At 66.1% G+C, this 22,054-nt stretch carries 23 protein-coding genes; 12 read left to right on the forward strand and 11 right to left on the reverse strand.

Annotation, left to right across the window (positions count from 1 at the left end; all coding sequences use genetic code 11):
- The first annotated feature begins 10 nt into the window (after nucleotides 1-10).
- From KEC55_RS17350 to KEC55_RS17360, 3 genes are all read left to right on the forward strand, one after another.
- Nucleotides 11-1,342: an MFS transporter gene (locus KEC55_RS17350; RefSeq protein ID WP_282509009.1), complete on the forward strand. Its 1,332-nt coding sequence runs from the start codon at nucleotides 11-13 to the stop codon at nucleotides 1,340-1,342.
- A 7-nt stretch (nucleotides 1,343-1,349) separates the two neighbouring features.
- Nucleotides 1,350-2,447 (forward strand): M14 family metallopeptidase, encoded by a 1,098-nt coding sequence (locus KEC55_RS17355; RefSeq protein ID WP_282509010.1) that lies wholly within the window; start codon nucleotides 1,350-1,352, stop codon nucleotides 2,445-2,447.
- A gap of 63 nt (nucleotides 2,448-2,510) precedes the next feature.
- Nucleotides 2,511-3,656, forward strand: a complete 1,146-nt coding sequence (locus tag KEC55_RS17360) for a porin (protein WP_282509011.1) — start codon at nucleotides 2,511-2,513, stop codon at nucleotides 3,654-3,656.
- A gap of 19 nt (nucleotides 3,657-3,675) precedes the next feature.
- On the opposite strand, the gene KEC55_RS17365 is transcribed toward KEC55_RS17360, so the two are convergent.
- Entirely contained in the window at nucleotides 3,676-4,593 is a 918-nt protein-coding gene (locus KEC55_RS17365) for a LysR family transcriptional regulator (protein ID WP_282509012.1), read from the reverse strand.
- Between the two features lie 316 nt (nucleotides 4,594-4,909).
- On the opposite strand from KEC55_RS17365, the gene KEC55_RS17370 reads away from it, so the two are divergent.
- The 3 genes from KEC55_RS17370 (at nucleotide 4,910) to KEC55_RS17380 (ending at nucleotide 8,414) form a co-directional block, all read left to right on the forward strand.
- Entirely contained in the window at nucleotides 4,910-6,226 is a 1,317-nt protein-coding gene (locus tag KEC55_RS17370) for an MFS transporter (protein WP_282509013.1), read from the forward strand.
- Between the two features lie 150 nt (nucleotides 6,227-6,376).
- Nucleotides 6,377-7,627 carry an MFS transporter gene (locus KEC55_RS17375; RefSeq protein WP_282509014.1) on the forward strand — a complete coding sequence of 417 codons (1,251 nt, stop codon included), beginning with the start codon at nucleotides 6,377-6,379 and terminating at the stop codon, nucleotides 7,625-7,627.
- A gap of 175 nt (nucleotides 7,628-7,802) precedes the next feature.
- Nucleotides 7,803-8,414, forward strand: coding sequence for a cysteine hydrolase family protein (locus KEC55_RS17380; protein WP_282509015.1), 612 nt, complete (start codon nucleotides 7,803-7,805; stop codon nucleotides 8,412-8,414).
- 19 nt (nucleotides 8,415-8,433) lie between these two features.
- On the opposite strand, the gene KEC55_RS17385 is transcribed toward KEC55_RS17380, so the two are convergent.
- The 3 genes from KEC55_RS17385 to KEC55_RS17395 all read right to left on the reverse strand — a co-directional run bounded on the left by KEC55_RS17385 (nucleotide 8,434) and on the right by KEC55_RS17395 (nucleotide 11,875).
- On the reverse strand, nucleotides 8,434-10,059 hold the full coding sequence (locus tag KEC55_RS17385; RefSeq protein ID WP_282509016.1) for an amidohydrolase: 1,626 nt from the start codon (nucleotides 10,057-10,059) through the stop codon (nucleotides 8,434-8,436).
- 395 nt (nucleotides 10,060-10,454) lie between these two features.
- The gene (locus KEC55_RS17390; RefSeq protein ID WP_282509017.1) at nucleotides 10,455-11,270 is read right to left on the reverse strand and encodes a helix-turn-helix transcriptional regulator; all 816 of its coding nucleotides are present in this window, start codon (nucleotides 11,268-11,270) and stop codon (nucleotides 10,455-10,457) included.
- 128 nt (nucleotides 11,271-11,398) lie between these two features.
- On the reverse strand, nucleotides 11,399-11,875 hold the full coding sequence (locus KEC55_RS17395) for a nuclear transport factor 2 family protein (RefSeq protein ID WP_282509018.1): 477 nt from the start codon (nucleotides 11,873-11,875) through the stop codon (nucleotides 11,399-11,401).
- A gap of 337 nt (nucleotides 11,876-12,212) precedes the next feature.
- Here KEC55_RS17395 and KEC55_RS17400 point away from each other — a divergent pair, with 337 nt between their 5' ends.
- Nucleotides 12,213-12,599 carry a winged helix-turn-helix transcriptional regulator gene (locus KEC55_RS17400; protein WP_176050185.1) on the forward strand — a complete coding sequence of 129 codons (387 nt, stop codon included), beginning with the start codon at nucleotides 12,213-12,215 and terminating at the stop codon, nucleotides 12,597-12,599.
- Between the two features lie 293 nt (nucleotides 12,600-12,892).
- Here KEC55_RS17400 and KEC55_RS17405 read toward each other — a convergent pair whose 3' ends face one another.
- Entirely contained in the window at nucleotides 12,893-13,264 is a 372-nt protein-coding gene (locus tag KEC55_RS17405) for a hypothetical protein (RefSeq protein WP_282509019.1), read from the reverse strand.
- A gap of 577 nt (nucleotides 13,265-13,841) precedes the next feature.
- Between KEC55_RS17405 and KEC55_RS17410 the strand changes: the two genes are divergently transcribed.
- Nucleotides 13,842-14,924 carry a porin gene (locus KEC55_RS17410; RefSeq protein ID WP_282509020.1) on the forward strand — a complete coding sequence of 361 codons (1,083 nt, stop codon included), beginning with the start codon at nucleotides 13,842-13,844 and terminating at the stop codon, nucleotides 14,922-14,924.
- 178 nt (nucleotides 14,925-15,102) lie between these two features.
- Here KEC55_RS17410 and KEC55_RS17415 read toward each other — a convergent pair whose 3' ends face one another.
- Nucleotides 15,103-15,501 (reverse strand): GreA/GreB family elongation factor, encoded by a 399-nt coding sequence (locus KEC55_RS17415; protein ID WP_282509021.1) that lies wholly within the window; start codon nucleotides 15,499-15,501, stop codon nucleotides 15,103-15,105.
- 512 nt (nucleotides 15,502-16,013) lie between these two features.
- On the opposite strand from KEC55_RS17415, the gene KEC55_RS17420 reads away from it, so the two are divergent.
- On the forward strand, nucleotides 16,014-16,343 hold the full coding sequence (locus KEC55_RS17420; protein ID WP_176050181.1) for a DUF4148 domain-containing protein: 330 nt from the start codon (nucleotides 16,014-16,016) through the stop codon (nucleotides 16,341-16,343).
- 157 nt (nucleotides 16,344-16,500) lie between these two features.
- Here KEC55_RS17420 and KEC55_RS17425 read toward each other — a convergent pair whose 3' ends face one another.
- Nucleotides 16,501-16,959, reverse strand: coding sequence for a CBS domain-containing protein (locus KEC55_RS17425; protein ID WP_039344004.1), 459 nt, complete (start codon nucleotides 16,957-16,959; stop codon nucleotides 16,501-16,503).
- Between the two features lie 178 nt (nucleotides 16,960-17,137).
- Between KEC55_RS17425 and ribA the strand changes: the two genes are divergently transcribed.
- Both ribA and KEC55_RS17435 read left to right on the forward strand, forming a co-directional pair.
- Nucleotides 17,138-17,788: a GTP cyclohydrolase II gene (gene ribA, locus KEC55_RS17430; protein WP_282509022.1), complete on the forward strand. Its 651-nt coding sequence runs from the start codon at nucleotides 17,138-17,140 to the stop codon at nucleotides 17,786-17,788.
- A 155-nt stretch (nucleotides 17,789-17,943) separates the two neighbouring features.
- The gene (locus tag KEC55_RS17435) at nucleotides 17,944-18,510 is read left to right on the forward strand and encodes a GNAT family N-acetyltransferase (RefSeq protein WP_282509023.1); all 567 of its coding nucleotides are present in this window, start codon (nucleotides 17,944-17,946) and stop codon (nucleotides 18,508-18,510) included.
- 21 nt (nucleotides 18,511-18,531) lie between these two features.
- Here the strand turns inward: KEC55_RS17435 and KEC55_RS17440 are convergent, their stop codons facing one another.
- The 4 genes from KEC55_RS17440 to KEC55_RS17455 all read right to left on the reverse strand — a co-directional run bounded on the left by KEC55_RS17440 (nucleotide 18,532) and on the right by KEC55_RS17455 (nucleotide 21,259).
- A complete protein-coding gene (locus KEC55_RS17440) occupies nucleotides 18,532-18,918 on the reverse strand; it encodes a VOC family protein (protein ID WP_282509024.1) in 387 nt (128 codons plus the stop codon).
- Between the two features lie 260 nt (nucleotides 18,919-19,178).
- Nucleotides 19,179-19,946 carry a hypothetical protein gene (locus KEC55_RS17445; RefSeq protein ID WP_282509025.1) on the reverse strand — a complete coding sequence of 256 codons (768 nt, stop codon included), beginning with the start codon at nucleotides 19,944-19,946 and terminating at the stop codon, nucleotides 19,179-19,181.
- Nucleotides 19,947-19,997: 51 nt separating this feature from the next.
- Nucleotides 19,998-20,606, reverse strand: coding sequence for an acyl-homoserine-lactone synthase (locus KEC55_RS17450; protein ID WP_027789397.1), 609 nt, complete (start codon nucleotides 20,604-20,606; stop codon nucleotides 19,998-20,000).
- Nucleotides 20,607-20,815: 209 nt separating this feature from the next.
- The gene (locus KEC55_RS17455) at nucleotides 20,816-21,259 is read right to left on the reverse strand and encodes a DUF4902 domain-containing protein (protein WP_282509026.1); all 444 of its coding nucleotides are present in this window, start codon (nucleotides 21,257-21,259) and stop codon (nucleotides 20,816-20,818) included.
- A gap of 73 nt (nucleotides 21,260-21,332) precedes the next feature.
- On the opposite strand from KEC55_RS17455, the gene KEC55_RS17460 reads away from it, so the two are divergent.
- Nucleotides 21,333-22,052 (forward strand): autoinducer binding domain-containing protein, encoded by a 720-nt coding sequence (locus tag KEC55_RS17460; RefSeq protein ID WP_176050174.1) that lies wholly within the window; start codon nucleotides 21,333-21,335, stop codon nucleotides 22,050-22,052.
- Nucleotides 22,053-22,054: the final 2 nt, after the last annotated feature.

Genomic DNA, 22,054 nt, shown 5'->3' on the forward strand with positions numbered 1-22,054 from the left:
GACACCCGTCATGGCACCCCAACCGCAAACCGGCGCCGGCACACGCCGGACCATTCTCGCGACGACCCTCGGCAACGCGCTCGAATACTTCGATTTCACGGTCTACGGCTTTCTCGCGTTCATTATCGGCAAGCTGTTCTTCCCGTCGTTCGACTCGGCCGGCCAGTTGCTGCTGGCGGTCGGCACATTCGGGGCCGGATTCGTGATGCGGCCGCTCGGCGGCGTCGTGATCGGCGCCTATGCCGACCGCGCGGGGCGCAAGCCGGCGATGGTGCTCACCATCTTCCTGATGGCATTCGGCTGCGGGATGATCGCCGTGATGCCGACCTATGCGCAGATCGGCGTGGCCGCGCCGATTCTGATCGTGGTCGCACGGTCGATCCAGGGCTTTTCGGCCGGCGGCGAATTCGGTGCGTCGACGACGCTGCTCGTCGAGCATGCGCAGCCGCGCTCACGCGGCTACATGGCGAGCTGGCAGTTCGCGAGCCAGGGGCTCGGCGTGCTGATGGCCGCGCTGACGGTCGCGATCCTGTCGTTCACGCTGACGCCCGACGCGCTCGAACGCTGGGGCTGGCGCGTGCCGTTCGCGCTCGGGGTGCTGATCGCGCCGGTGGGTGCGTACATCCGCCGCCGGCTCGAGGAAACGCACGCGGGCGAGACCGTTCAGCACGCGCCGGCCGGCATGCGGCGCAGCGGCCGCGTCGCGACGTTGTTCCGCGAGCATGGGCGCGCGGTGATCGTCGCGATCATGATCACGATGGGCGCCACTGGCGCGTCGTATGTCGTCAGCTTCTACATGCCGACCTTTGCCATCCGCGAACTCGGGATGAGCCCGACCGTGGCGCTGTCGGCCGCTGCGCTGACGGGGGTGCTGGTGTTCGGATGCGCGCCGGTCGTCGGCCGCTGGTCGGATCGCGTCGGCCGCAAGCCGCTGATCGTCGCGGGCCGGATCGTCCTCGTGCTGCTGATCTATCCGGCGTTCGCGTGGCTGAAGGCATCGCCGACCCCCGCCGTGCTGTTCACGGTGGTCGGGTTGCTGACGGTCGTGCTCACGATCCAGGCCGTGCCGAGCATCACGATCCTGCCGGAGATGTTTCCCGAGTCGGTGCGCGCAACGGGCATGTCGCTCGTGTACGGCATCGGCGTCGCGATCTTCGGCGGCTTCGCGCCGTTCATCAGCACGTGGCTCGTCAACGTGAGCGGCAACAAGGTTGCGCCGGCCTGGTACCTGATCGTGGTCGCGCTCGTGTCGATGGCCGGACTGCCGTACCTGCGCGACCGCACCGGCGAAACGATCGACGCTCCCGCCGTTTCCGGCATTCCCTCCTACTCGAAGGCCTGACCGCACCATGGAACCTACCGCTGTTACCCGACATTTTTCCGGCACCTATGCCGAAGCCCGCCAGAAGTTTCTCGACGCCGCCGCGCACCGGCGCGCGACGCTGGAGTCGTTCGTGCTGCCTGACCTGCGCGGCGCGCTCGGCGAAACGCTGGCGATCGACGTGGCCGGCCTCGGTGTCGCCGATGCCGAGCGGCTGCTGATCGTCAGTTCGGGCACGCACGGGCCCGAAGGCTTCTGCGGATCGGGCTGCCAGATCGCGATGCTGTTCGACGACGACCTGATCGCGCGGCTTGCACGCGCCGGTATCGGACTGCTGCTGATCCATGCGGTCAATCCGTACGGTTTCTCGTACCTGCAGCGCACCAACCAGGACAACGTCGACCTGAACCGCAACCACATCGATTTCAGTGCAGCGCTGCCGGCCAACGACGCGTATCCGGAGATCGATCGCCTCGTGCTCACGGAAAGCTGGCCGCCGTCGCCTGACGACGAGCAGGCGCTGGCCGAGTACATCGCGCGACACGGCAAGCTCGCGTATCAGGGTGCGTTGAGCGGCGGTCAGTACGCGACCCCCGACGGGATGTTCTTCGGCGGGCGCGAGCCGACCTGGAACAACCGCACGATGCGCACGATCCTGCGCGAGCGCGCGGCGCATGCGAAAACGATCGCATGGATCGACGTGCATACGGGCCTCGGGCCGCGCGGTCACGGCGAGAAGATCTACGCGGGCCGCAACGTCGCCGCCGAACTCGCGCGCGCCCGCGCGTGGTGGGGCGCCGACATCGTCGCACCGTTCGCGGGCGAATCCGAGTCGCCGGGCGTGTCGGGGCCCATCGCGTCGATCGCGCACGACGAGTGCCCGCGCGCGGATGCCGCGCTGATGGCACTCGAATTCGGCACGGTGCCATTCGACGACATGATCAACCGGCTGCGTGCGTCGCACTGGCTGATCCGGCATCCCGATGCGCCGGCCGAATTGCGCCGCGACATTCTCCAGCGAATCCGCGACGCGTTCTACGGCGACGACGACGTCTGGAAGGGCGCGATCTGGGGGCAGACGCGTGCCGCGCTGCTGCAGGCACTGATGGGGCTGGCCGCCGCGTAAGGGCGGAAAGGCAGGCGGCGCGCGCCGCCTGTTCAAACATAATAATATTATTCAGGAGATCTTATGAAAATCAACGGCATCATCGCGGCAGCCGCGGCGGCATCCTTCGCTGTCGCCGCGCACGCGCAGAATTCGGTCACGTTGTACGGAACCATCGACAACGGCGTGAACTACGTCAGCAACATGGGGGGCGGCAAGGCGATCCAGGCCGTGTCGGGCACGCTGTACGGAAACCGCCTCGGTTTTCGGGGCAGCGAGGATCTCGGCGGCGGGTTGAAGGCGATCTTCACGCTGGAGAACGGCTACGACGCGAACACGGGGCGGCTCGGGCAGGGCGGGCTGATGTTCGGCCGCCAGGCGTTCGTCGGCCTGACGGGCGCATTCGGTACCGTCACGCTCGGCCGCCAGTACGACGAATTGAGCGGCGAATATCTCGGCCTGCTGGCCGCCGGCTGCAATTTCACCGGCTATCTCGGCGCGCACGCGGCCGACGTCGACAACCTGAACAACACGGCGCGCATCAACAATGCGATCAAGTACAAGACGCCGGACTTCAACGGTTTCTCGATGGCGGCGCTGTACGGTTTCGGCGGCGTGGCGGGCAGTTTCTCCGCGAACCGCGCGATCAGCGTCGGCGCGCGCTACGAGCGCAGGCCGCTGACACTCGACGCCGCGTACGAGACGGTCAACAACCCGGCCGTGACGCTGTGGGGGGCGAGCGCGAACCCGGCGCCGAACGCGGCGTTCTCCACTGCGCTGCCCACGCCGATCTGGGGCGGCTACCAGTCGGCATCGAAACTGCAGATCTATGGGGCCGGCGGCAGTTATGCGCTCGGCAATGCGACGTTCCGCTTCGTGTACACCAACACGCGTTTCCAGAACATCGTGCAGACGCTCAATACGTCATACCGCGGCAAGGCGTCGTTCGACAACTACGAGGCCAACGTCACGTACCTCGTCACGCCGGCCGTGGCGCTCGGCGCCGCGTATACGTACACGGCGGCGCCCGATGCGAAGTATCAGCAGTTCAATGTCGGCGCGCAGTATTTCCTGTCGAAACGGACGACGCTCTACATGGTCGGCATCTACCAGCGTGCATCCGGGCTCGACTCGTACGGCCGGCAGGCTGTCGCCCAGATCAACCAGACGACACCGTCGTCGACCGCCAATCAGTTGCTGGCGCGGATCGGCCTGCTCGTCAAGTTCTGACGTCGAGCGCCGCGCCGCGTCACCGCGCGGTCGCCCCCTTGACCGTCAGCCGGCACACGGTCGCGAGCGCGAGCAGGTTCGGGTCGCGCTCGCGGCGGTGCAGGAAACTCAGGCCGATCGTCTGGCGGATCGTGGGCCCCGCGAGCGGCACGAGCGCGATCTTGTGCGCGAACAGGTCGCGCACGCGGCCGGGCAGCAGCGAGCAGCCGACCCCGCCCGACACGAGGTTGATCAGCGAGAAGATGTCGCCCACCCGCATCACGACGTTCGGCGTGACGCCGGCCGTGCGGAACGCCTCTGTAAAGCCGTGATGCGTCGCGAAACCTTCGCCGAGCGACACGAACGGCTCGTCACCGCAGGCATGAAGATCGATCGCGTCGCGTTGCGCATACGGCGAATCGATCGGCACGGCAAAGAACATCTCGTCCTCGAACAGCGCGATCGATTCGATTTCTGCGTCCGGTTCGGGCAGCGCCATCAGCGTCGCGTCGATCGCGCCCTGCCTGAGCTTGTCGAGCAGGTCGGCGTTCGAGCCGAGCACGAGTTCGGCCTGCAACTCGGGGCGGCGCTCCTTCAACGCGATCACGACCTCGGGCACGGTGCGGATCGTCAGCGAATACAGCGAGCCGATCTTCAACTGGCCCGCGCCGTAGCCGGCTGCCTCGCGCGTCGAACGGATGCCGTCGGTCATCGTCTTGAGCACTTCGCCGGCGACTTCGGCGAGCACCTGCGCGGCCTCGGTCGGAATCAGGTTCCGCCCCTCGTGGCGGAACAGCGCGCAGTGCATCCCTTCCTCGAGCGTATGGAGCGCGCGGTGCACGCTGACGGTGCTGATGCCCAGCGCCTCGGCCGTCTTCGCGAGGCTGCCGGCTTCCATGAAGGCGAGCAGCACCTCGAGCTTGCGGAACGTGATCTCTTCGTTGATGCGGTTGCGCATGATGCGGACGACGGGAAGGGCGGCCGACGATTCTGCCGCAGAACCGGGACCGCAACAATGCGCGCAATACCGGGTGTTTCGCGCGGTGGAGTCCGTAGCGGAAACATTTAGTCTCCGGCTAATCATCTGCCGCGGGCGTTAATTGATGCGGATTTTCGGCGTCCCTATGATCGATTCACGCTGGTCGTGCGCGGGCCGAGAGGTGCCGTCGTGCCTGTCCCGCCCCGACCGGCGATGCGAACAGCCGGTTCGCCCATGCCCGCCACGGAACGCGGCTGGCATGCGGCGCGGCACCCCGAGACTGCAGGAGAACAGCATGCGCGACTCACGTCGGAATTCGCGGCAACGGCAAGTGATTGCCGCGGTCGTCGGCAATACCCTCGAGTGGTACGACTTCATCGTTTACGGTTTCTTCTCCGGCATCATCGCGCGGCTGTTCTTTCCCGCCGAGAGCCAGTACGCGTCGCTGCTGATGTCGCTCGCGACGTTCGGCGTCGGCTTCTTCATGCGTCCGGTGGGCGGCATCCTGCTCGGGCTCTATTCGGACCGCAAGGGCCGCAAGGCCGCGATGCAGCTCATCATCTTCCTGATGACGCTGTCGATCGCGCTGATCACGTTCGCGCCGTCGTACGCGGCGATCGGCCCGGCGGCGCCGGTCCTGATCGTCGTCGCACGGCTGCTGCAGGGTTTCGCGACGGGCGGCGAATATGCGAGCGCGACCGCGTTCCTCGTCGAAAGCGCACCCGCGAACCGGCGCGGGCTGTACGGATCGTGGCAACTGATCGGCCAGTGTCTCGCGGTGTTCTCGGGCGCCGCGATGGGCGCGTGGGCCACGCAGTCGCTGTCGGACGCAGCGCTGCACAGCTGGGGCTGGCGCGTGCCGTTCGCGCTGGGTCTGCTGATCGGGCCGGTCGGCCTGTGGATCCGCCGGCACATGGAGGAGACCGAGGCGTTCCTCGATGCGAGCAAGTCGACGGCCGAGCCGCCGGCGAGCGTATCGCGCGTGCTGCGCGAGAACCTGCGCGGCGTGCTGGTGTCGATGGGGCAGACGATCACCGGCACGGCCGTGTTCTACGTGATGCTCGTGAACATGCCGACGTTCGTGCACAAGACCTTCGGGCTGCCGCTCGACCAGGTGTTCAAGGTGCAGATGGTGGCCGTTGCGCTGCTGACGGTGACGATCCCGGTCGCGGCGATCGTGTCCGACCTGATCGGCCGGCGGCCCGTGCTGATCGCCGGCACGCTGGCGTTGCTGACGGTCACGTATCCGCTGTTCTCGTGGCTGGCCGCGGCGCCGGGCGTCGGGCGCCTGCTCGTGATGCAGCTCGTGATCTGCACGATCATCGGCATCTGCTACGGCCCCGCGCCGACCACGCTCGCCGAGCAGTTCGCGACGCGCTCGCGGTCGACCGGCGTCGCGCTCGCCTACAACGTCGCGGTGATGGTGTTCGGCGGCTTCGCGCCGTTCATCGTCACGTGGCTGACGCGTGCGAGCGGCTCGCCCGTCGCGCCCGCCTGGTACGTGCTGTTCGCGGCGTCGTTCGGGTTGCTCGCGAGCGTGTTCATGCATGACAGTGCGCCCTGTGTGGTCGCACGCCGGCAATTCCAGGGCGAGCCGCTGAGCGCCAAGTAGCGGCCGGGCACCCGCGCCGGCGATCCATCGGCGCGGGCGGCATGCAGGGTATCGGAACAGCCGATGGTTAGCATCGCGGGCGGCGGCCTACCGCGGCGGCCGCCCGGTCATTACGCTTGGGCGATCATCCACTCCGTCCGGAAGGTCGCCATGTCCCGGCTCGACTACAAACTGCTCGGCCCCTGCCTGCTCGCCATCGCACTCGACGCGATGGGGTTCGGGCTCGTCTACCCGATGATGTCCGCGATCTTCAGCGATCCGCACGCGGGCATCCTGCCGGCCGACGCCGGTGCACACGCGCGCAATTTCTATCTCGGTCTCGGCTACGGGATCTACCCGCTGTGCATGTTCTTCGGCTCGTCGCTGATGGGCGAGCTGTCCGATCGCTACGGCCGCCGCCGGATCCTGCTGCTGTGCGTGCTCGGCCTCGCGGCCGGTTACGCGATGATGGCGGCCGGTGCATGGCACGCCAGCATCGCGCTGCTGCTGGCCGGCCGCGGGCTCACCGGCCTGATGGCCGGCTGCCAGGGCATCGCGCAGGCGGCGATCACCGACCTGAGCACGCCGGAGAACAAGGCGTACAACATGAGCATCATGTCGCTCGCGTTCAGCGCGGGCGTGATCGTCGGCCCGGTGCTCGGCGGCGTCACGTCCGACCGGACGATTTCGCCGCTGTTCGACTACGGCACGCCGTTCGTGCTGGTCGCCGCGCTGTCGCTGGTCTGCGCGTTCTGGACCTGGGCGTCGTATCGCGACTCGGCCGCGCCGCGCGGCGACACGCGCATCGATCCGCTGCTGCCGCTGCGGATCATCTGGGAGGCCGCACGGCAGCGCAACGTTGCGTTCCTGTCGGTGGTGTTCTTCCTGATGCAGGTCGGCTACGGGCTGTACCTGCAGACCATCATGCTGCTGCTGCAGGCGAAATTCGGCTACACGAGCGCGCGGCTCGGCCTGTTCAGCGGCGTGATCGGCATCTGCTTCGTGTTCGGCCTGCTGTTCGTCGTGCGGCTGATGCTGCGCGTATGGCGCGTGATCGACATCGCGAAGACGGGCCTGCTCGTCGCCGGGCTGGGCCAGATCCTGTCGGCACTGTTTCCGCACGAACCCGTGCTGTGGGCGCTTGCGATGGTCGTCGGCTGTTTCGACATGGTCGCGTACACGACCATGTATACGGCGTTCTCGGACGCCGTCAGCGAGGACCGGCAAGGCTGGGCGCTCGGCGTCGCGGGCTCGGTGATGGCGGTTGCGTGGGTCGTCACGGGCGCGCTGACGAACCTGCTGCCCGTGTTCGGCGAAACGGGCCTGTTGCTGATCGGCGGCGCGGGCTTCCTGCTCAGCTTCGTGATGATGGTCGCGTACGGGCGTACGCGATCGGGTGCCCGTACGGCCGCACTGTCGTAAGCGGCACACGCGCGTTGGCCCGATCCTGTCGGACGTTGTCCCGCGCGCCGCTGTCGCGCAAGGCCGTGCGGCCCGACACTGTCGCCTCGCGGCCGGGGAAGGATCGGGCCGCGTCCGGCGGCGCCGGCTGGCCCGGCGCGCCGTTCCTTCGATAGGCCAACCGAGAGAGTGACCCATGCAACATCCGACCATCCGTACCCTGGCGGGCGCGACCGCGCCGACGGCGATCGCCGCCGCTCGCACCGCGCTGCTGGTGATCGATTTCCAGAATGAATACTTCAGCGGCCGCCTGCCGATTCCGGAGGGGCCGCGTGCGCTGGGCAATGCGCAGCGCGTGATCGCGTTCGCCGATCGCGCGGGCATTCCGGTATTTCACGTCCAGCACGTCGATACGGCCGACAGCCCGATCTTCGCCGACGGCAGCGACGGCTTCCGCTTTCACGCGGACCTGCAGCCGGCGCCGCACCACGCGGTCGTGAAGAAGACGTCGGTCAGCGTGTTCCCGACGACGGACCTCGATGCCCGCCTGAAGGCCGCCGGCGTCGACACGCTGATCGTCACGGGCCTGATGACGCATGCATGCGTGGCCGGCGCGGCACGCGATGCGGTGCCGCTCGGCTATGCGGTGATCGTCGTCGACGACGCGTGCGCGACGCGCGATCTCGACGTCGCGGGCGGCGGGACGGTGCCGCACCGCGACCTCCATCGCGCGACGCTGGCCGCGCTGTCGGACACGTTCGGCGACGTGCTGACGACCGAGCAGGTACTGGCGCTCGGCGTCGCCTGACGACGGCCCGGGCCGATGCTCAGTCGGCCCAGCCCGGCGTGGCGTGCACGACTTCGCCGCGGAAGCACGTTTCGATCACGCGGGTTTGCGCGAACGTTTCGACCGGGTGCGCGAACGGATTGCGGTCTAGGATCGCGAAGCTCGCATCCTTGCCCGCTTCGAGCGAACCCGTGCAGTCGTCGAAACGCAACGCATAGGCGGTGTTGACCGTATAGGCCTCGAGCATCGTGAGCAGGTCGAGCCGTTCGTGCGGATTCCACGGCGGGCTGTCGGGCTGGTCGATCAGCAGGTGCGTGACGCCCGTCTGAATGATCTGCATCGGGTCCATCGTGCTGACCGACCAGTCGGAACCGGCCGCGAGCATCGCGCCCGCATTGCGCAGGCTGCGGAACGGATAGTTGCGCGCGGTGCGCTCGGCGCCGAGCAGGTCGCGATAAAGCTGTTGCTGCTCCTCGCGGGCGGCGGTCCACAGCGTCTGCACGCTTGCGATTGCGCCGAGCCGGTTGAAGCGGCTCATGTCGGCCGGATCGACGAGCTGCAGGTGCGCAAGCTGCGCACGCCGGTCGCGCATGCCGTTGCGGCGCTGGATATATTCGAGCGCGTCGAGCGTCATGCGCACCGCGCGGTCGGCGAGCGTATGGAAGTGCAGGTCGAAGCCGGCCGTATCGGCGAGCAGGCAGATTTCGTTCAGCGCGTCCTGGCTCCACAGGGCCAGGCCGCAGTCGTCGGTGCCCGCGTACGGCTCGAGCAGCGCGGCTGTTTTCGATTCAGGTACGCCGTCGACGAAGATCTTCACCGTATGCAGGCGCAGGTTGTCGCGCTCATATTCGCGGCGCCAGGCGACGAAGCGCTCGACTTGCTCGCGCGGGTCGCGGCGCGGGTTCGCGTAGAGGCCCGCGCTCATGTACGCCTTCAGCGTGCCCGCGCGCTGCGCGTCGGCATAGGCCTTGAGTTCGGCTTCCTCGACGCGTGCATCGAACCAGCCGGTGATGCCGTAGCCGTGCGCCATCGCGTGCGCCTTGGCGAGCGATTTCGGGTAGCCGGCCGGGCTCAGTTGCGGAATGATCGGGCACACACGGTAGAAGGCTGCTTCGTGCACGACGCCGTTCGGCGCGCCCGAGGCATCACGCTCGATCACGCCGCCGGACGGATTGGGCGTGTCAGCCTGGATGCCGGCCGCTTCGAGCCCCTTCGTGTTGAGGCAGCCGCTGTGCACGTCGAAGCCGACGACGAGCAGCGGCCGGTCCGGCTCGATCCGGTCGAGCAGTTCGCGGGTCGGATACGCGCCGAACGCGGCGAGGTTCGCGCCGCCGAGATAGACCCACGGCTCGTTGGGTGTCGCATCGGCGCACGCGCGGATGCGTTGCAGGATCGTGTCGGGATCGTTGATGCCGGACAGGTCGAAGTCGCCGAGAATCTGATGACCTTCGAGCGGGTGCACGTGACCGTCGATCAGGCCCGGCAGCATCAGCCGGCCGGCGAGATCGACCATCCGCGTTGCGGGGCCGGCCAGCGGACGGATGTCGTCGTCGCGGCCGACCGCGACGATCTTGCCGTCCTTTGTAGCGAGCGCCTGCGCGAAGCGGCGCTGCGCGTCGCCCGTGTAAAGCAGGCCGTTCAGATAGACGGTATCGGCGTGTTGCATGTGTCTCCTCCGGATAGGGGGATCGACGGGCGCACGTGTCCGGCGGGCGGGCCGTGTGGCTCGTCCGGTCGTGTGAACCCGGTCGGGTTGGAATGGGATGGGGCGTTACGTGCCGGCGCTGCGTGGTGGCGGCGATGCACCGTGGCGAAGGCCGGCAACGGCTGCCGGAGCGTCATGCCGGTTTTGCCGATGGGTTTGTATCGGCGAATCGATGGGCGACGCGCTCGCGGCCGCGCGGGCCGGCGTCGATCCGGTATTCGGCATTCCGTGTCTCCGTGGTATCCGACACGTTGCTGTCGTCGGGTGAGTCAGATACTAGGAGCGGGGCGGCCGGCTGTCTGTCATTGTTTTGAGGACAACGCGCGACAAAGGCGTTGGGGGGGACGCGGCGGCGTCTATTGGCTGCGGTCTTCCGGCGCTTCTTCTTCGGTCACGCACCACGCGAACAGCCCGGCGCGGTTCGCGACGCCGAGCTTCGCGAGTGCGCGCCCGAGATAGGTGCGCACGCTGCTGGCCTTGAGCGCGAGCGCGTCGGCGATTTGCGGGACGGGCTGGCCCTGCAGCACCGCGCGGCACACGAGCCGCTCGCGCTGCGACAGCGCCGCGCCGCTGGCCGACAGCCGCTGTTCGAAGCGCTGCAGCAGCGCGCCGTCGTCCGAGCGCGGCGTCAGGCGGGCGAGCCGCGCATGCTGGATCAGCAGCGGCAGCACGAAATCGCCGAGCTGCCGCAGCAGCGCCAGTTCGGCCAGCGTATAGGACGGCTGGCCGCGCCGGCGGAACAGCGAGAACGCATAGACATAGTCGCGCTCGCTGCCGAGCAGCGTGCAGTCCTCGCCGAGCTCGCCAAGCGCGAACTGGCGGCCGTACTCGGTCGCCGTGTCGATTTCCTCGTTGCAGGAGAACACGAGCTGCGAATCGGTCGCGCGCTCGATATGCGGGAGCAGCGTGTCGTTGCGCCAGTCGCCCTGTGTATACAGATCGAGTGCGTGGCGCGTGCCGTCGGGATCGTCGCCGCCGGCGAAGAACAGCACGTCGACGCTGTCGACCGCGTGCGACGGCGCGTCACGCCGGTAACGCGTCGCGACGCTGTAATGGGATTGCGGATCGACGGTTTCGCGCAGCCACGCCCAAAGCCGGGCGGGAAACTGCGGACTGCCGAGGCTGGCGACCAGGTCGCCGGCGTTGCTCAGGGAAATATGGGCGGGGCTCATCGTTGACACCGTCTTCGCGAACGGCCGCCTGTGCGGGCCGTGCTTCGCCTGCGCCGGAGCGGCGGCGAAGCACGATTGTAGGGGACTTCGCCGGCGCCGGGCATCCGCGCTTGCCCGGCGCCCGCGCGTCAGAACATCGTGTTGCGGTTTGCGGCCGTTTCGGGCACCGGCTGAATCACGTCCCAGTGCTCGACGATCTTGCCGTCCTTCACGCGGAAGATGTCGACCACCGCTTCGCCGCGATCGCCCGGACGCTCGGTCGCGTGCACGTGCAGGTAGACGAGATCGCCATCGGTCGCGCTGCGGACGATGCGCGCGCGCGATGCGGGGTTCTTCTGGAACGCGCCGACGAAGTACGACACGAACGGCTTCTTGCCGTCCGGCACGTGCGGGTTGTGCTGCTTGTAGTCGTCCGCGACGACGGCGGCGGCCTCGACGGCTTCGTGCTTGTTGAAGAAACGGTCGTAGAACGTCAGCACGAGCTGGCGGTTGGCTTCCTCGGCGGCCAGGTCGCGGGTAGCCGGGCCGGTGGCCAGCGCGGCCGTCGATGCGGCCAGCATGACGCATGCGGCAACGGCACGAGCGGGGGAGCGGAACAATGACATGTAGCGGTTTCCTTGTCTGACGGTTCGTGAGGGGGCGCACGATGTGCGACTGCGGGTGACGCCGATCGTGACGATCGGCGGGCGGCAGGGTGCAATTGCGGGCACGCGTGCAGTCCCGATGCGAAGGATTCGCCGCAACGCATGCGTCAACACGGCGGCCGGTACGGCGACGCCGTGCGGCATCGTCATGTTTCGTTGAACTGGCGAATCCTGCCGGTTGTCGGGTCGATCGAATGGTACAGTTGCCGCGAACCCGTCACAAGAAGTCACCGCGGTGTGAACAGGTCACACCGTGATGACCGTGGATTGCACTAGAAAGAGAGAAGAGAGTCCAGTCATGCCGTTGCCGTCCGCCGACGAATCCGTCGAACTCGACCAGCCTTGCCCGATCCGCGATGTGCTCGACCGCATCGGCGACCAGTGGAGCCTGCTCGTGCTCGAAGCGCTGTCCGGCGGAACGATGCGTTTCAACGAACTCGGCCGCGCGATCGGCGATGTGTCGAACCAGATGCTGTCGCGTACGCTGAAGCGGCTCGAGCAGGACGGCTTCGTCAGCCGCGCGCTGTTCGCCGAAGTGCCGCCGCGCGTCGAGTATGCGCTGACCGATCTCGGGCGCTCGTTCCTCACGCCGATGCAGGCGATGATCCGTTGGGCCGACGAACATCATCGCGCGATCTGCGCGGCGCGTCGTCGTGCGCGGGAACCGGAGGGCGGCGGGCGTTGAGCAGGACGCACCGGCCGCTTCGTCGGTGCATGGAGTGCCGCGGATGGCGCGCGATGGAACGACGCATGGCCGGTACGGTTGCATCGGTATCGATTGATTTCGTTATCCGAAGGATGCCGTCGCGACGAACGGCCGCGATGATGCGTCGATGTGTTCGTCGCGAAGGCGGCAGGGCGCTGGCGTAACGACGCGCTGATTGCGGGCCGCGCATCCCTGATTCGACGGCGCGAACGGCGCCGCTTCCCGCGCGCCGTCCGGCTCCGCACCTTCATTGGCCGGAGCCGGGCGGCGGCCTATCGCCACGAGCCGTCGACGTAGACCCATGCCGGCCCCTGGCGGCGCCAGTAGCCGGGTACCCAGCGACGTCCGGGGCGCCGTGCGACCCAGCGGCCGGACACCCATATATAGCGGCCACGCTGCCAGCGCCAATAGCCGTCGGTCCATATATAGCCGTGCGGCCGGGGTGGCGGCGGCCGGCGGTCGTGCCGGGCCGCCGGCGGCCCGGCGCGCGGGCGATCGTCATACGGCGGGCCGCCGGGCACGCGGTTCGGGCCGGACGGCCGATACACGGGCGGCGCGGGCTGGGCCGAGGCGGCGCGCAGCCAGCCCGTGCCGGCGAAGGCGGCGGTCAATCCGATGGCGCGCAACAACGAGCGTCGATTCATGGCGTGTCCTGTTCAGTATTGAAGGCTGCCTTACATTAGCCTGCCAGTGCACCGGTCGGGTTACGCGTGCGGTTAAGGCTGTTACTGGGTGTCACGGCAGGTGGTAACCGCCATTTCCTTTCCGTCGACTGACGGGGACATCGCCCGAGGCACCCTGTTTACAGAGGGGCGAGTACGTTTTAGACACCCGGCACCGGGAATTTGGGACTAAAATAGGTAAAAGGTACCGATTTCGGGGTGCTGCATCAGATCCGTTTGTTGTTTCTATGCAACCGTCAAGACGATGACATGTAAGAATGGTGCGATGAATGCCACCAAAACGACGTCGTCAAGAAGTCAAAAACAAACGTTAAAACAAATACTTATGACTAGGCCCCACTTTCATTATTTCTAGTTCTGGAAAAGCTTATTTCTTTATTTGCGGATCGCTCCCCTAGGGTACACCCCTAAACTCACGGTTCCCAAACGGGCAACTATCCGGGCGCGGCCAGCAGGATCGATGGCGCTCCCGGGCGGTTGCAGACCGTTTATGAACAAGGTCGCGAGACCTGCCTCTTTTTAGAAGGGAGCTCCACGAATGAACAAGACTCTGATCGTTGCAGCAGCTGCAGCATCGTTTGCTACCGTCGCTCACGCACAAAGCAGCGTCACGCTGTACGGCGTGCTGGACGCAGGCATCACCTACCAAAGCAACGTCGCCAGCAAGTCGCTGTGGTCGATGGGCTCGGGTATCGACCAGAGCCGTTTCGGCCTGCGTGGTTCGGAAGACCTCGGTGGCGGCCTGAAGGCAATCTTCACGTTGGAAAGCGGCTTCGGCATCGGTAACGGCAAGCTGGGTAACAACGGCGGCATGTTCAACCGTCAAGCATTTGTCGGCCTGTCGAGCCAGTACGGCACGGTCACGCTGGGCAAGCAGTACGACGCAACGCAAGACTACCTGGCGCCGCTGACGGCAACGGGCACGTGGGGCGGCACGTACTTCGCGCACCGCGGCAACAACGACCGTCTCAGCACGAACGGCGACGTCGCACTGAACAACTCGATCAAGTACACGAGCGCTAACTACGCTGGCCTGCAATTCGGCGGCACGTACTCGTTCTCGAACAACCAGAACTTCGGCAACAACCGTGCGTACAGCGCTGGTGCGTCGTACCAGTTCCAAGGCCTGAAGCTGGGTGCAGCTTACTCGCAAGCTAACCTGGGCGACGGCACGAACGCCAACGGCGCAACGAACATCGCTTCGCAAGGTCGCGTCCGCACGTACGGTGCTGGTGCTGGCTACGCATTCGGCCCGGCACAAGTCGGCGCTGCATGGACGCAATCGCGTATCGACAACGTTCCGGGTCAAGCTGGCGCGTTCCGTACCGACAACTACGAAGTCAACGCAAAGTACAACCTGACGCCGGCTCTCGGCCTGGGCGCAGCTTACACGTACACGAACACGAAGGTTGACGGTGGCAGCTCGCACTGGAACCAGTTCGGCGTGCAAGCTGACTACGCTCTGTCGAAGCGCACCGACGTGTACGCACAAGCTGTGTACCAGCGCGGCGCGAAGGGCAATGCGTTCGGCACGTCGATCTACAACGGCGACAACACGACGGCAGCGAGCTCGTCGATCAACCAAACCGCAGCAACGGTTGGTCTGCGTCACCGCTTCTAAGCGTGACGGCGGGGTAACCCGCTTCGCAGCATCGAAAAAGGCGCCTTCGGGCGCCTTTTTTTCGTCTGCGGAATGCGATGGCGACGATTCGGATCGCCAGAATGCAAAAAAGCGAGGCCGGTGCCTCGCTTTTTGCGTTCCGCGCCCGTGTTGAGCGCGGTGCCGGCGGCCGATGACGTCAGCGCGTGTATTCGCCGTTGGCTTCCGGCTGGAACACGATCGCGGAGACCTTCATCAGCTTTTCGGCGCCGCTCGGCTGCATCACCTTGACCATCTGGCCACGTTGCGTGCCCAGCAGCGCCATGCCGACGGGCGAGAAGACGTTCAGGCGGCCGAGTTCGAGATTGGCGGTGTCGGGATAAACAATCGTCCAGGTGGCCTGTTCCTGGGTCGATTCGTCGAGCAGCGTGATCTGCGAGTTCATCGTGACGACATTGGCCTTGATGGCGTCGGGCTGGACGATGTCGGCACGCTCGAGCAGCGTGTCGAGCATGGTCTGGAAGCGCGGGTTGTGTTCGGCGTGCTTTTCGAGGCGAGCAACGTCGAGTTCGGTCAACTGGTAAAGGCGTTGTTTCATGGCAGTTCTCCAAATGATCGGCAAGGGCAGGCGTGGCGTGCCTATGGGGATCGCCCGGAGCCTGTCTGACCTGGCTCCGGGAGGAGACCGAGCCGTCAGATCAGGCGCCGGGCAGGGGCGAGCGGCGCCTGGGCCGTGCGTCGAGCGAGGGGATGCGCCGGATGGCCGGCGTGCGCGCGCACGCCGGCCGGGCCGGACGGCGAAACCGAAAGGGGCGTGAGCGCGTACATGGTGGATGGAATATCGACTGGCGAATAAAACCTTACGATTCTACAACACAACCTTCGGAATATGTGATTCGGCTGTTGGCGTTTCGTCAGCGATTGTTGTGCAGATGAAGCAAGTCGCGGCGGATGTGTTCAGAAATACTCGGTGATATTTGCCAAAATCGCAACGCTGTATGTTCAAACTAAGGGTTTCCCCTTGGAGTGACCAGCACTACACTGGTTTCAATCGCTTCAGACAGTCCTGCCGAGGCGACGTCAAAAGAGAGCATATTCCGGAGGTCAATCATGAAGTCGATCATCTATGCAGCCATCGCCGCATCCGTCCTTGCCGCACCGATCGCATCGTTTGCACAGTCTGAGCAGGGGCTGACGCGCGACCAGGTCAAGGCCGAACTCGTGCAACTCGAACAGAACGGCTACAAGCCGCTGGCGAGCGATTCGCAGTACCCGAACAACATCCAGGCAGCCGAACAACGCATCCAGCCGAACCAGCCGATGCTCGCGCAGGCCGATACGAGCGGCTACGGTGCCGTGGCGACGGGTGCCGGCCAGGCAGGCCGCCGCATGACGCATGACGCGCCGAATCCCGTGAACTCGGTCTATTTCGGCAACTGATCGAACGTTCCCGGTCTGCCCGAGCGCACCATTCCATCGACGTGACGCGCGCCATTTGCGCGCGTCGTTCGCCCGCAGGAGCAGAACCTCCGTCGCCGCATGTCGGCGGCTTTCCGCCCAGACGCTCACGCGTTTGGGCCTTTTTCGCTGGAGCGGATCAGGTGGAAGCGACCGGCGTGCCGTGAATGTAGTGTTCGAGCTGGCTGATCGTGAACTGCTGATCGGCAATCACGCTCTTCACGAGGTCGCCGATCGAGATGAGGCCGACCAGCTTGCCGCCGTCGAGGACGGGCAGGTGGCGCATCCGGTGCTCGGTCATCAGCGCCATGCACTCGTCGGTCGATTGCGATGGTTCGACGTAGCGCACCTTTGCCGTCATGATTTCCTCGACGCGGGTGGCTTTCGATGAACGGTCCTGCAGGACAACCTTGCGCGCATAATCGCGCTCGGTGACGATGCCAGCGATGTCGTCGCCGTCCACGACCAGCAACGCACCGATCCCCTTTTCCGCCATCAGCTTGATGGCGTCATAGACGAGATCGGTCTTCGTGACGGTGTAGATCGTGCGGCCCGAATCCGGCTTGGCCTTGAGAATCTGCGCGACAGTCGTGCTCATTCGCTTTCTCCGTGTGCAGGTCGATACAGGAAAGGCTGGGCGTTGGTGCGCGACACCCGATGAGCCCAGTATAGCCGGGCAGGCAGTGGCAGTCGCGTGACGTTTCCAGATTAGCGGTAAACTCCCGTCACGCACTATCCACACAACTCCTACATTCCTGAACGTTTCGATTGAATTCATGATGTCTTCGCATCCCCAATCGCCCACGCAGGGCAATGGCCAGGCCGACGAGTGCGTGACACTCGTCGCCACCGCGTCGCTGCCTACGCGCTACGGTACGTTCAAGTCATACGCGTTTCGCGTATCGGGCAGCGATGCCGAACATCTTGCGCTCGTCATGGGCGACGTGGCCGGCGAGCAGTCCGTGCTGACGCGGCTGCATTCCGAATGCCTGACCGGCGACGTGTTCGGCTCGTATCGCTGCGATTGCGGCGAGCAGCTCGACCTTGCGTTGCGCTACATCGCGGCGGAAGACCGCGGCGTGCTGCTGTATCTGCGCGGCCACGAGGGGCGCGGGATCGGCCTGAGCAACAAGATCCGCGCGTACGCGCTGCAGGAGCAGGGGCGCGACACCGTCGAAGCGAACCTCGACCTCGGCCTGCCCGACGACGCCCGCGAATACGATTCGGCCGCCGCGATCCTTCGGATCCTCGGCGTGACGTCGGTGCGGCTGATGAGCAACAACCCCGAGAAGTTCGACACGCTCGCGAAGCACGGCATTCCGGTTTGCGAGCGCGTGGCGCTCGCGGTGCCCGTGCGCGAGGAAAACGAGCGTTATATCCGCACGAAGCAGACGAAGTTCGGGCATTACTTCGAGGAAAACGAGTAACCCCCACGGGCGCGCCTGCGCCCGTTTCTCGTTGTTTGTTCTCTCGATCGTCGCGGGCAGACGCGACGATCGGGATTCCCCCTTCGTCAGTCGTCCCGCCCTCGGGTTCGTGACGTCACCGGCGTTCCGTTGCCGCCATACGATCCGCATCACCCATGTCCACCCCCTCGACGATCGAAACCGAACGCCTGACACTGCGCCGCTGGCGCGCGTCGGATGCGCGTGCGCTTTCGGCGATGCATGCGGATCCGGACGTGACTGCGTGGCTCGCGCGCGGCCCGATGTCCGTCGACGAGGCAAGCGACCTCGTCGCGCGCTTCGAAGCGCATTTCGATGCGCACGATTTCGGTGTGTGGGCGGTCGAACGTCGCGCCGATGCGATGCTGATCGGGCTTTGCGGCGTGTCGCACGAAGCGCGAGCCACGCATCCGATGGCACCGTGTGACGAGATCATGTGGCGGCAGGCGCGCCACGCCTGGGGGCAGGGCTACACGGTCGAAGCGGCTACCGCCGCCCTGACCGATGCGCTCGGCCGGGCAGCGCTCGGCGAGATCTTCGCGTGGACGGCCGACACCAACGTGCGATCACGGCGCGTGATGGAACGGCTTGGCATGCTGCGCCAACCCGCGCGCGATTTCGATCACCCGGCGTTGCCGGACGGGCATCCGCTGCGGCCGCACGTCGTGTATGTCGCGCGCGCCGGCGGCGTTGCCGGCGCGTAACGGCTCACGCGTATCCGCGTGTCAGCGCCACGTGCCGTTCTGCAGCACGATCCGGTAGCCGTCGGCATCCTCGAAGGTCTGGCCGGATATTTCCCAGTACGGATTGAACGACGTCACGGGCATGAAGCCATGTGCGGTGGCGCGCTCGCATGCGGCTTCCCATTCCGGGCGATCGGGCAGGTAGAAGACGATCAGGTCCTCGGGTGTCGGCGACGGCGCGATCGGATGATCGGGGCAGTGCGTGAATTCGAAGTGATAGTCGAGACCGTCACGGCCGAGCATCACGCCGGAAAAGCCGTCGTGATCTTCGAAGCGCGCGAGGACCGGCAAGTCGAGGGCGTCGCGATACATGCGCTCGGTGCGGGCGAGGTTGCTGACCGGGCGGGCAATGCGCAGGTGGGCGTGCAAGATGACCTCGGCGAAGAGTGGCAGGCCCGCTGATGATATCCGGTCGATCTGGATCGTGGCGTGTCGGAATGCTTGCACGCCGGGTGGCAAAGGCGACGAATGATATGGCCCCGCAATCCGCGCAGGCAATAAAAAAGCCCGCTGCTTGAGCGGGCTGAATCCATGTTTGGAGACATGGAGGAGACAGACGTAAATTTAAGGGAAAACCCGGACGTTTGCAAGCCCTAGTTGTATCCGTGCAACGGGTAGCCGTTACCCGTTCACATGCCGCCGGCCCGTGCGTGCGCCGCAAACGCGCCGAACCGCTCCTGCGCGACAGGCAGCGCGAACTTGTCGCGCATTTCCGTCTCGATCCATGCACAGGCCTCGCGTGCGCAGTCGGTCAGCGCGTGTCGCGTGGCATGCCCGTCGATGTCGTAGACGAAGCGCACGCCGACCTCGTCGTCGGCGACCTGTCGTTCGAGCTGGTTGAGCTGCAGTTGCGGCCCGTGCTGTTGCGACAGCGCGCGCAGTTCGTCGAAGTGATATTCGAGCCAGTCGGCAAAGAACAGCGCATCGCTATGGCAAGGCAGGCGGAAGGCCGCGCTGCGCGACGGCCGGGGTGCAGCTTCGCCGGCCGCTGCGAGCGGCTCGCTGCCGTCGGCGGCGACGGCCGTGTCGACAGGCGCGAGCGGGTGCTGAATGTGCCGGTACGGTTCGCGATCGCGCAGCGCATGCCACAGCAATTCGTCGCCGGCGGCGCCGGACGGCTGCATCGTCAGGTCGTGCCGGCCGCCGCCGGCCGGGGCGATGTCGCGAATCACGAGGCGCAGCGAGCAGAGCGGCGCGTCCGCGACCAGCAGCGTCGCCGGGCGCGGCAGCCCGCAGACGAGCGGCGCGGCGCCGGCGGCACGAAACACGAGCCCGCGACGGTCGAGCCGCACGAGCGGCAGCGGCCTGAGAAACGACGGATAGGCGACCGTGATGTTGGCGCCGCTGGCGCTCGTCAACCCGGGCATCATCGCGCGAAAGACCTGAGACTGGTCCACGTTGGTTCTCCTTCGTTACGAGGCCGCCCGAACGGAAACGCGCGTTCCGGTTCAGGCGGCGATGGCTTGCCGGGCTGCCTGCCCCGGCTCGATTCCTAGTGCCGCAAACGTTTGCGGATCGATGTCGATCCAGCACGCGACCACCAGACGACCGTCCACCTGTTTCGGCGGGCCTGCGCGGTGCGCGTGAATGCCGATCCGGCGGAACAGCCGCTCCATGCTCGCGAACGTCACGCCGATCAGCTGCCGTGCGCCGAGCTGCGCCGCGCATTCGACGACGGCAGCGAGCATCGGACGCACGGCCCACTCGGCGTTGCCCGGCCCGCCTTCGTCGTCGGTCGCCGCGAACCGGGACAGCTCCCAGACGGCAGCCGATTGCGGCAGCGGCATGTCTTCGGCGATCAGGTCGGCGAACAGCGACTTCAGCAGATACGGGCGCGTGGTGGGCAGCAGGCGCGCGCATCCGCACATGTCGCCGCCCGCGTTCCTCGCGAACACATAGACGGTATCGTCGCGATCGAACTGGTCGCGCTCGAAGCTTTCGTTCGCCGACGGGAGCGCCCAACCGAGCTGTTCGACGAACACACGGCGCCGATAGCGCCCGAGATCCGCTGCAAGTTCGTGTGGCAACCGCCCTTCCTCGTGAACGAAGGTCCGCATGGTGTCCTCGGATCTGTGCTTTTGTATGCGTGCATTACATCGCGCGGCACGAGGAGGCTGTAACTGGTAACTCTTACAGGTTGGCGGTGCAAAGACGCCATTTGCGGGGTGGTAACGGTTTCTTGATCGACGGGATTGAAAACTGGACCGCTTTTGCTTATAAAGAGCGCCAGTCTTGCGAAATGATCAGAGGAATGTGTGGCAGGTTGTCACTGGAGCGTGGGACCGGCATGATAGGCGTCGTTGCGACCAAGCAGGGCCGATGCGACGGCGGAGGGCCAGTCGATGCCGGCAAGCCGCGCGGCGAGTGCGGTGGCCGTGCGGAACATGCCGATGTCGGCGCCGGTGGCGTCGACGACCATCACGTTGCTGCGGACGTCGCCGCCCGCGATCACGAACGTGCCCGTCGCGCGTTCGAGGTACCAGTCCCAGCCGACCGTCACGTAAGGGGCGCCGGCACTGGCCGTGCGATGCCATTCGGTGTAGCCGGCGAGGCGTGCGTCGATCGCGCAGTCGCGCAGTTCGGCCCGCAGCGATGCGTCGAGGCCGCTCGAGACATGGTCGAGTGCAAGCACGGCCAGTGCGCCTTCTGACAGGCGCACGTAGCCGTCCGGGGACGGGCCGGGGACCGGGTGCAGCAAAGGTGAGGTCATGCGCGGAATGTATCAGCCTCGAACGGGTGCTGGAACCTGACAAGTATGACAGCGTGACGTTGTCGGAGAACGAATGGAACTGCGCTGGCAGGATGCCTACCAACAATTCAGCGCCGCGGAAGACGAGCAGCAGCTCTTCCAGCGGATCGCCGCCTATTCAAAGCGGCTGGGATTCGAATATTGCTGTTACGGCATTCGCGTACCGCTGCCCGTATCGAAGCCGTCGGTCGCCATCTTCAATACCTATCCCGACGGCTGGATGGCGCACTACCAGGCGCAGAACTACATCGAGATCGATTCGACGGTTCGCGACGGCGCGCTCAGCACCAACATGATCGTCTGGCCGGACGTCGACCGGATCGACCCGTGCCCGCTGTGGCAGGACGCGCGCGATTTCGGGCTGTCGGTGGGCGTTGCGCAGTCGAGCTGGGCGGCCCGCGGCGCGTTCGGCCTGTTGAGCATCGCGCGCCATGCCGACCGGCTGACGCCTGCTGAAATCAACATGCTGACGCTGCAGACGAACTGGCTCGCGAACCTGTCGCATTCGCTGATGAGCCGCTTCATGGTGCCGAAGCTGTCGCCCGCGGCGGGCGTCACGCTGACCGCGCGCGAGCGCGAGGTGCTGTGCTGGACGGCCGAAGGCAAGACCGCGTGCGAAATCGGCCAGATCCTCAGCATCTCGGAGCGGACGGTCAACTTCCACGTCAACAACATCCTCGAGAAGCTCGGCGCGACCAACAAGGTGCAGGCTGTCGTCAAGGCGATTTCGGCCGGGCTCATCGACGCGCCGTAACG

The sequence above is a fragment of the Burkholderia cepacia genome, assembly GCF_029962485.1.
GTDB lineage: Bacteria > Pseudomonadota > Gammaproteobacteria > Burkholderiales > Burkholderiaceae > Burkholderia.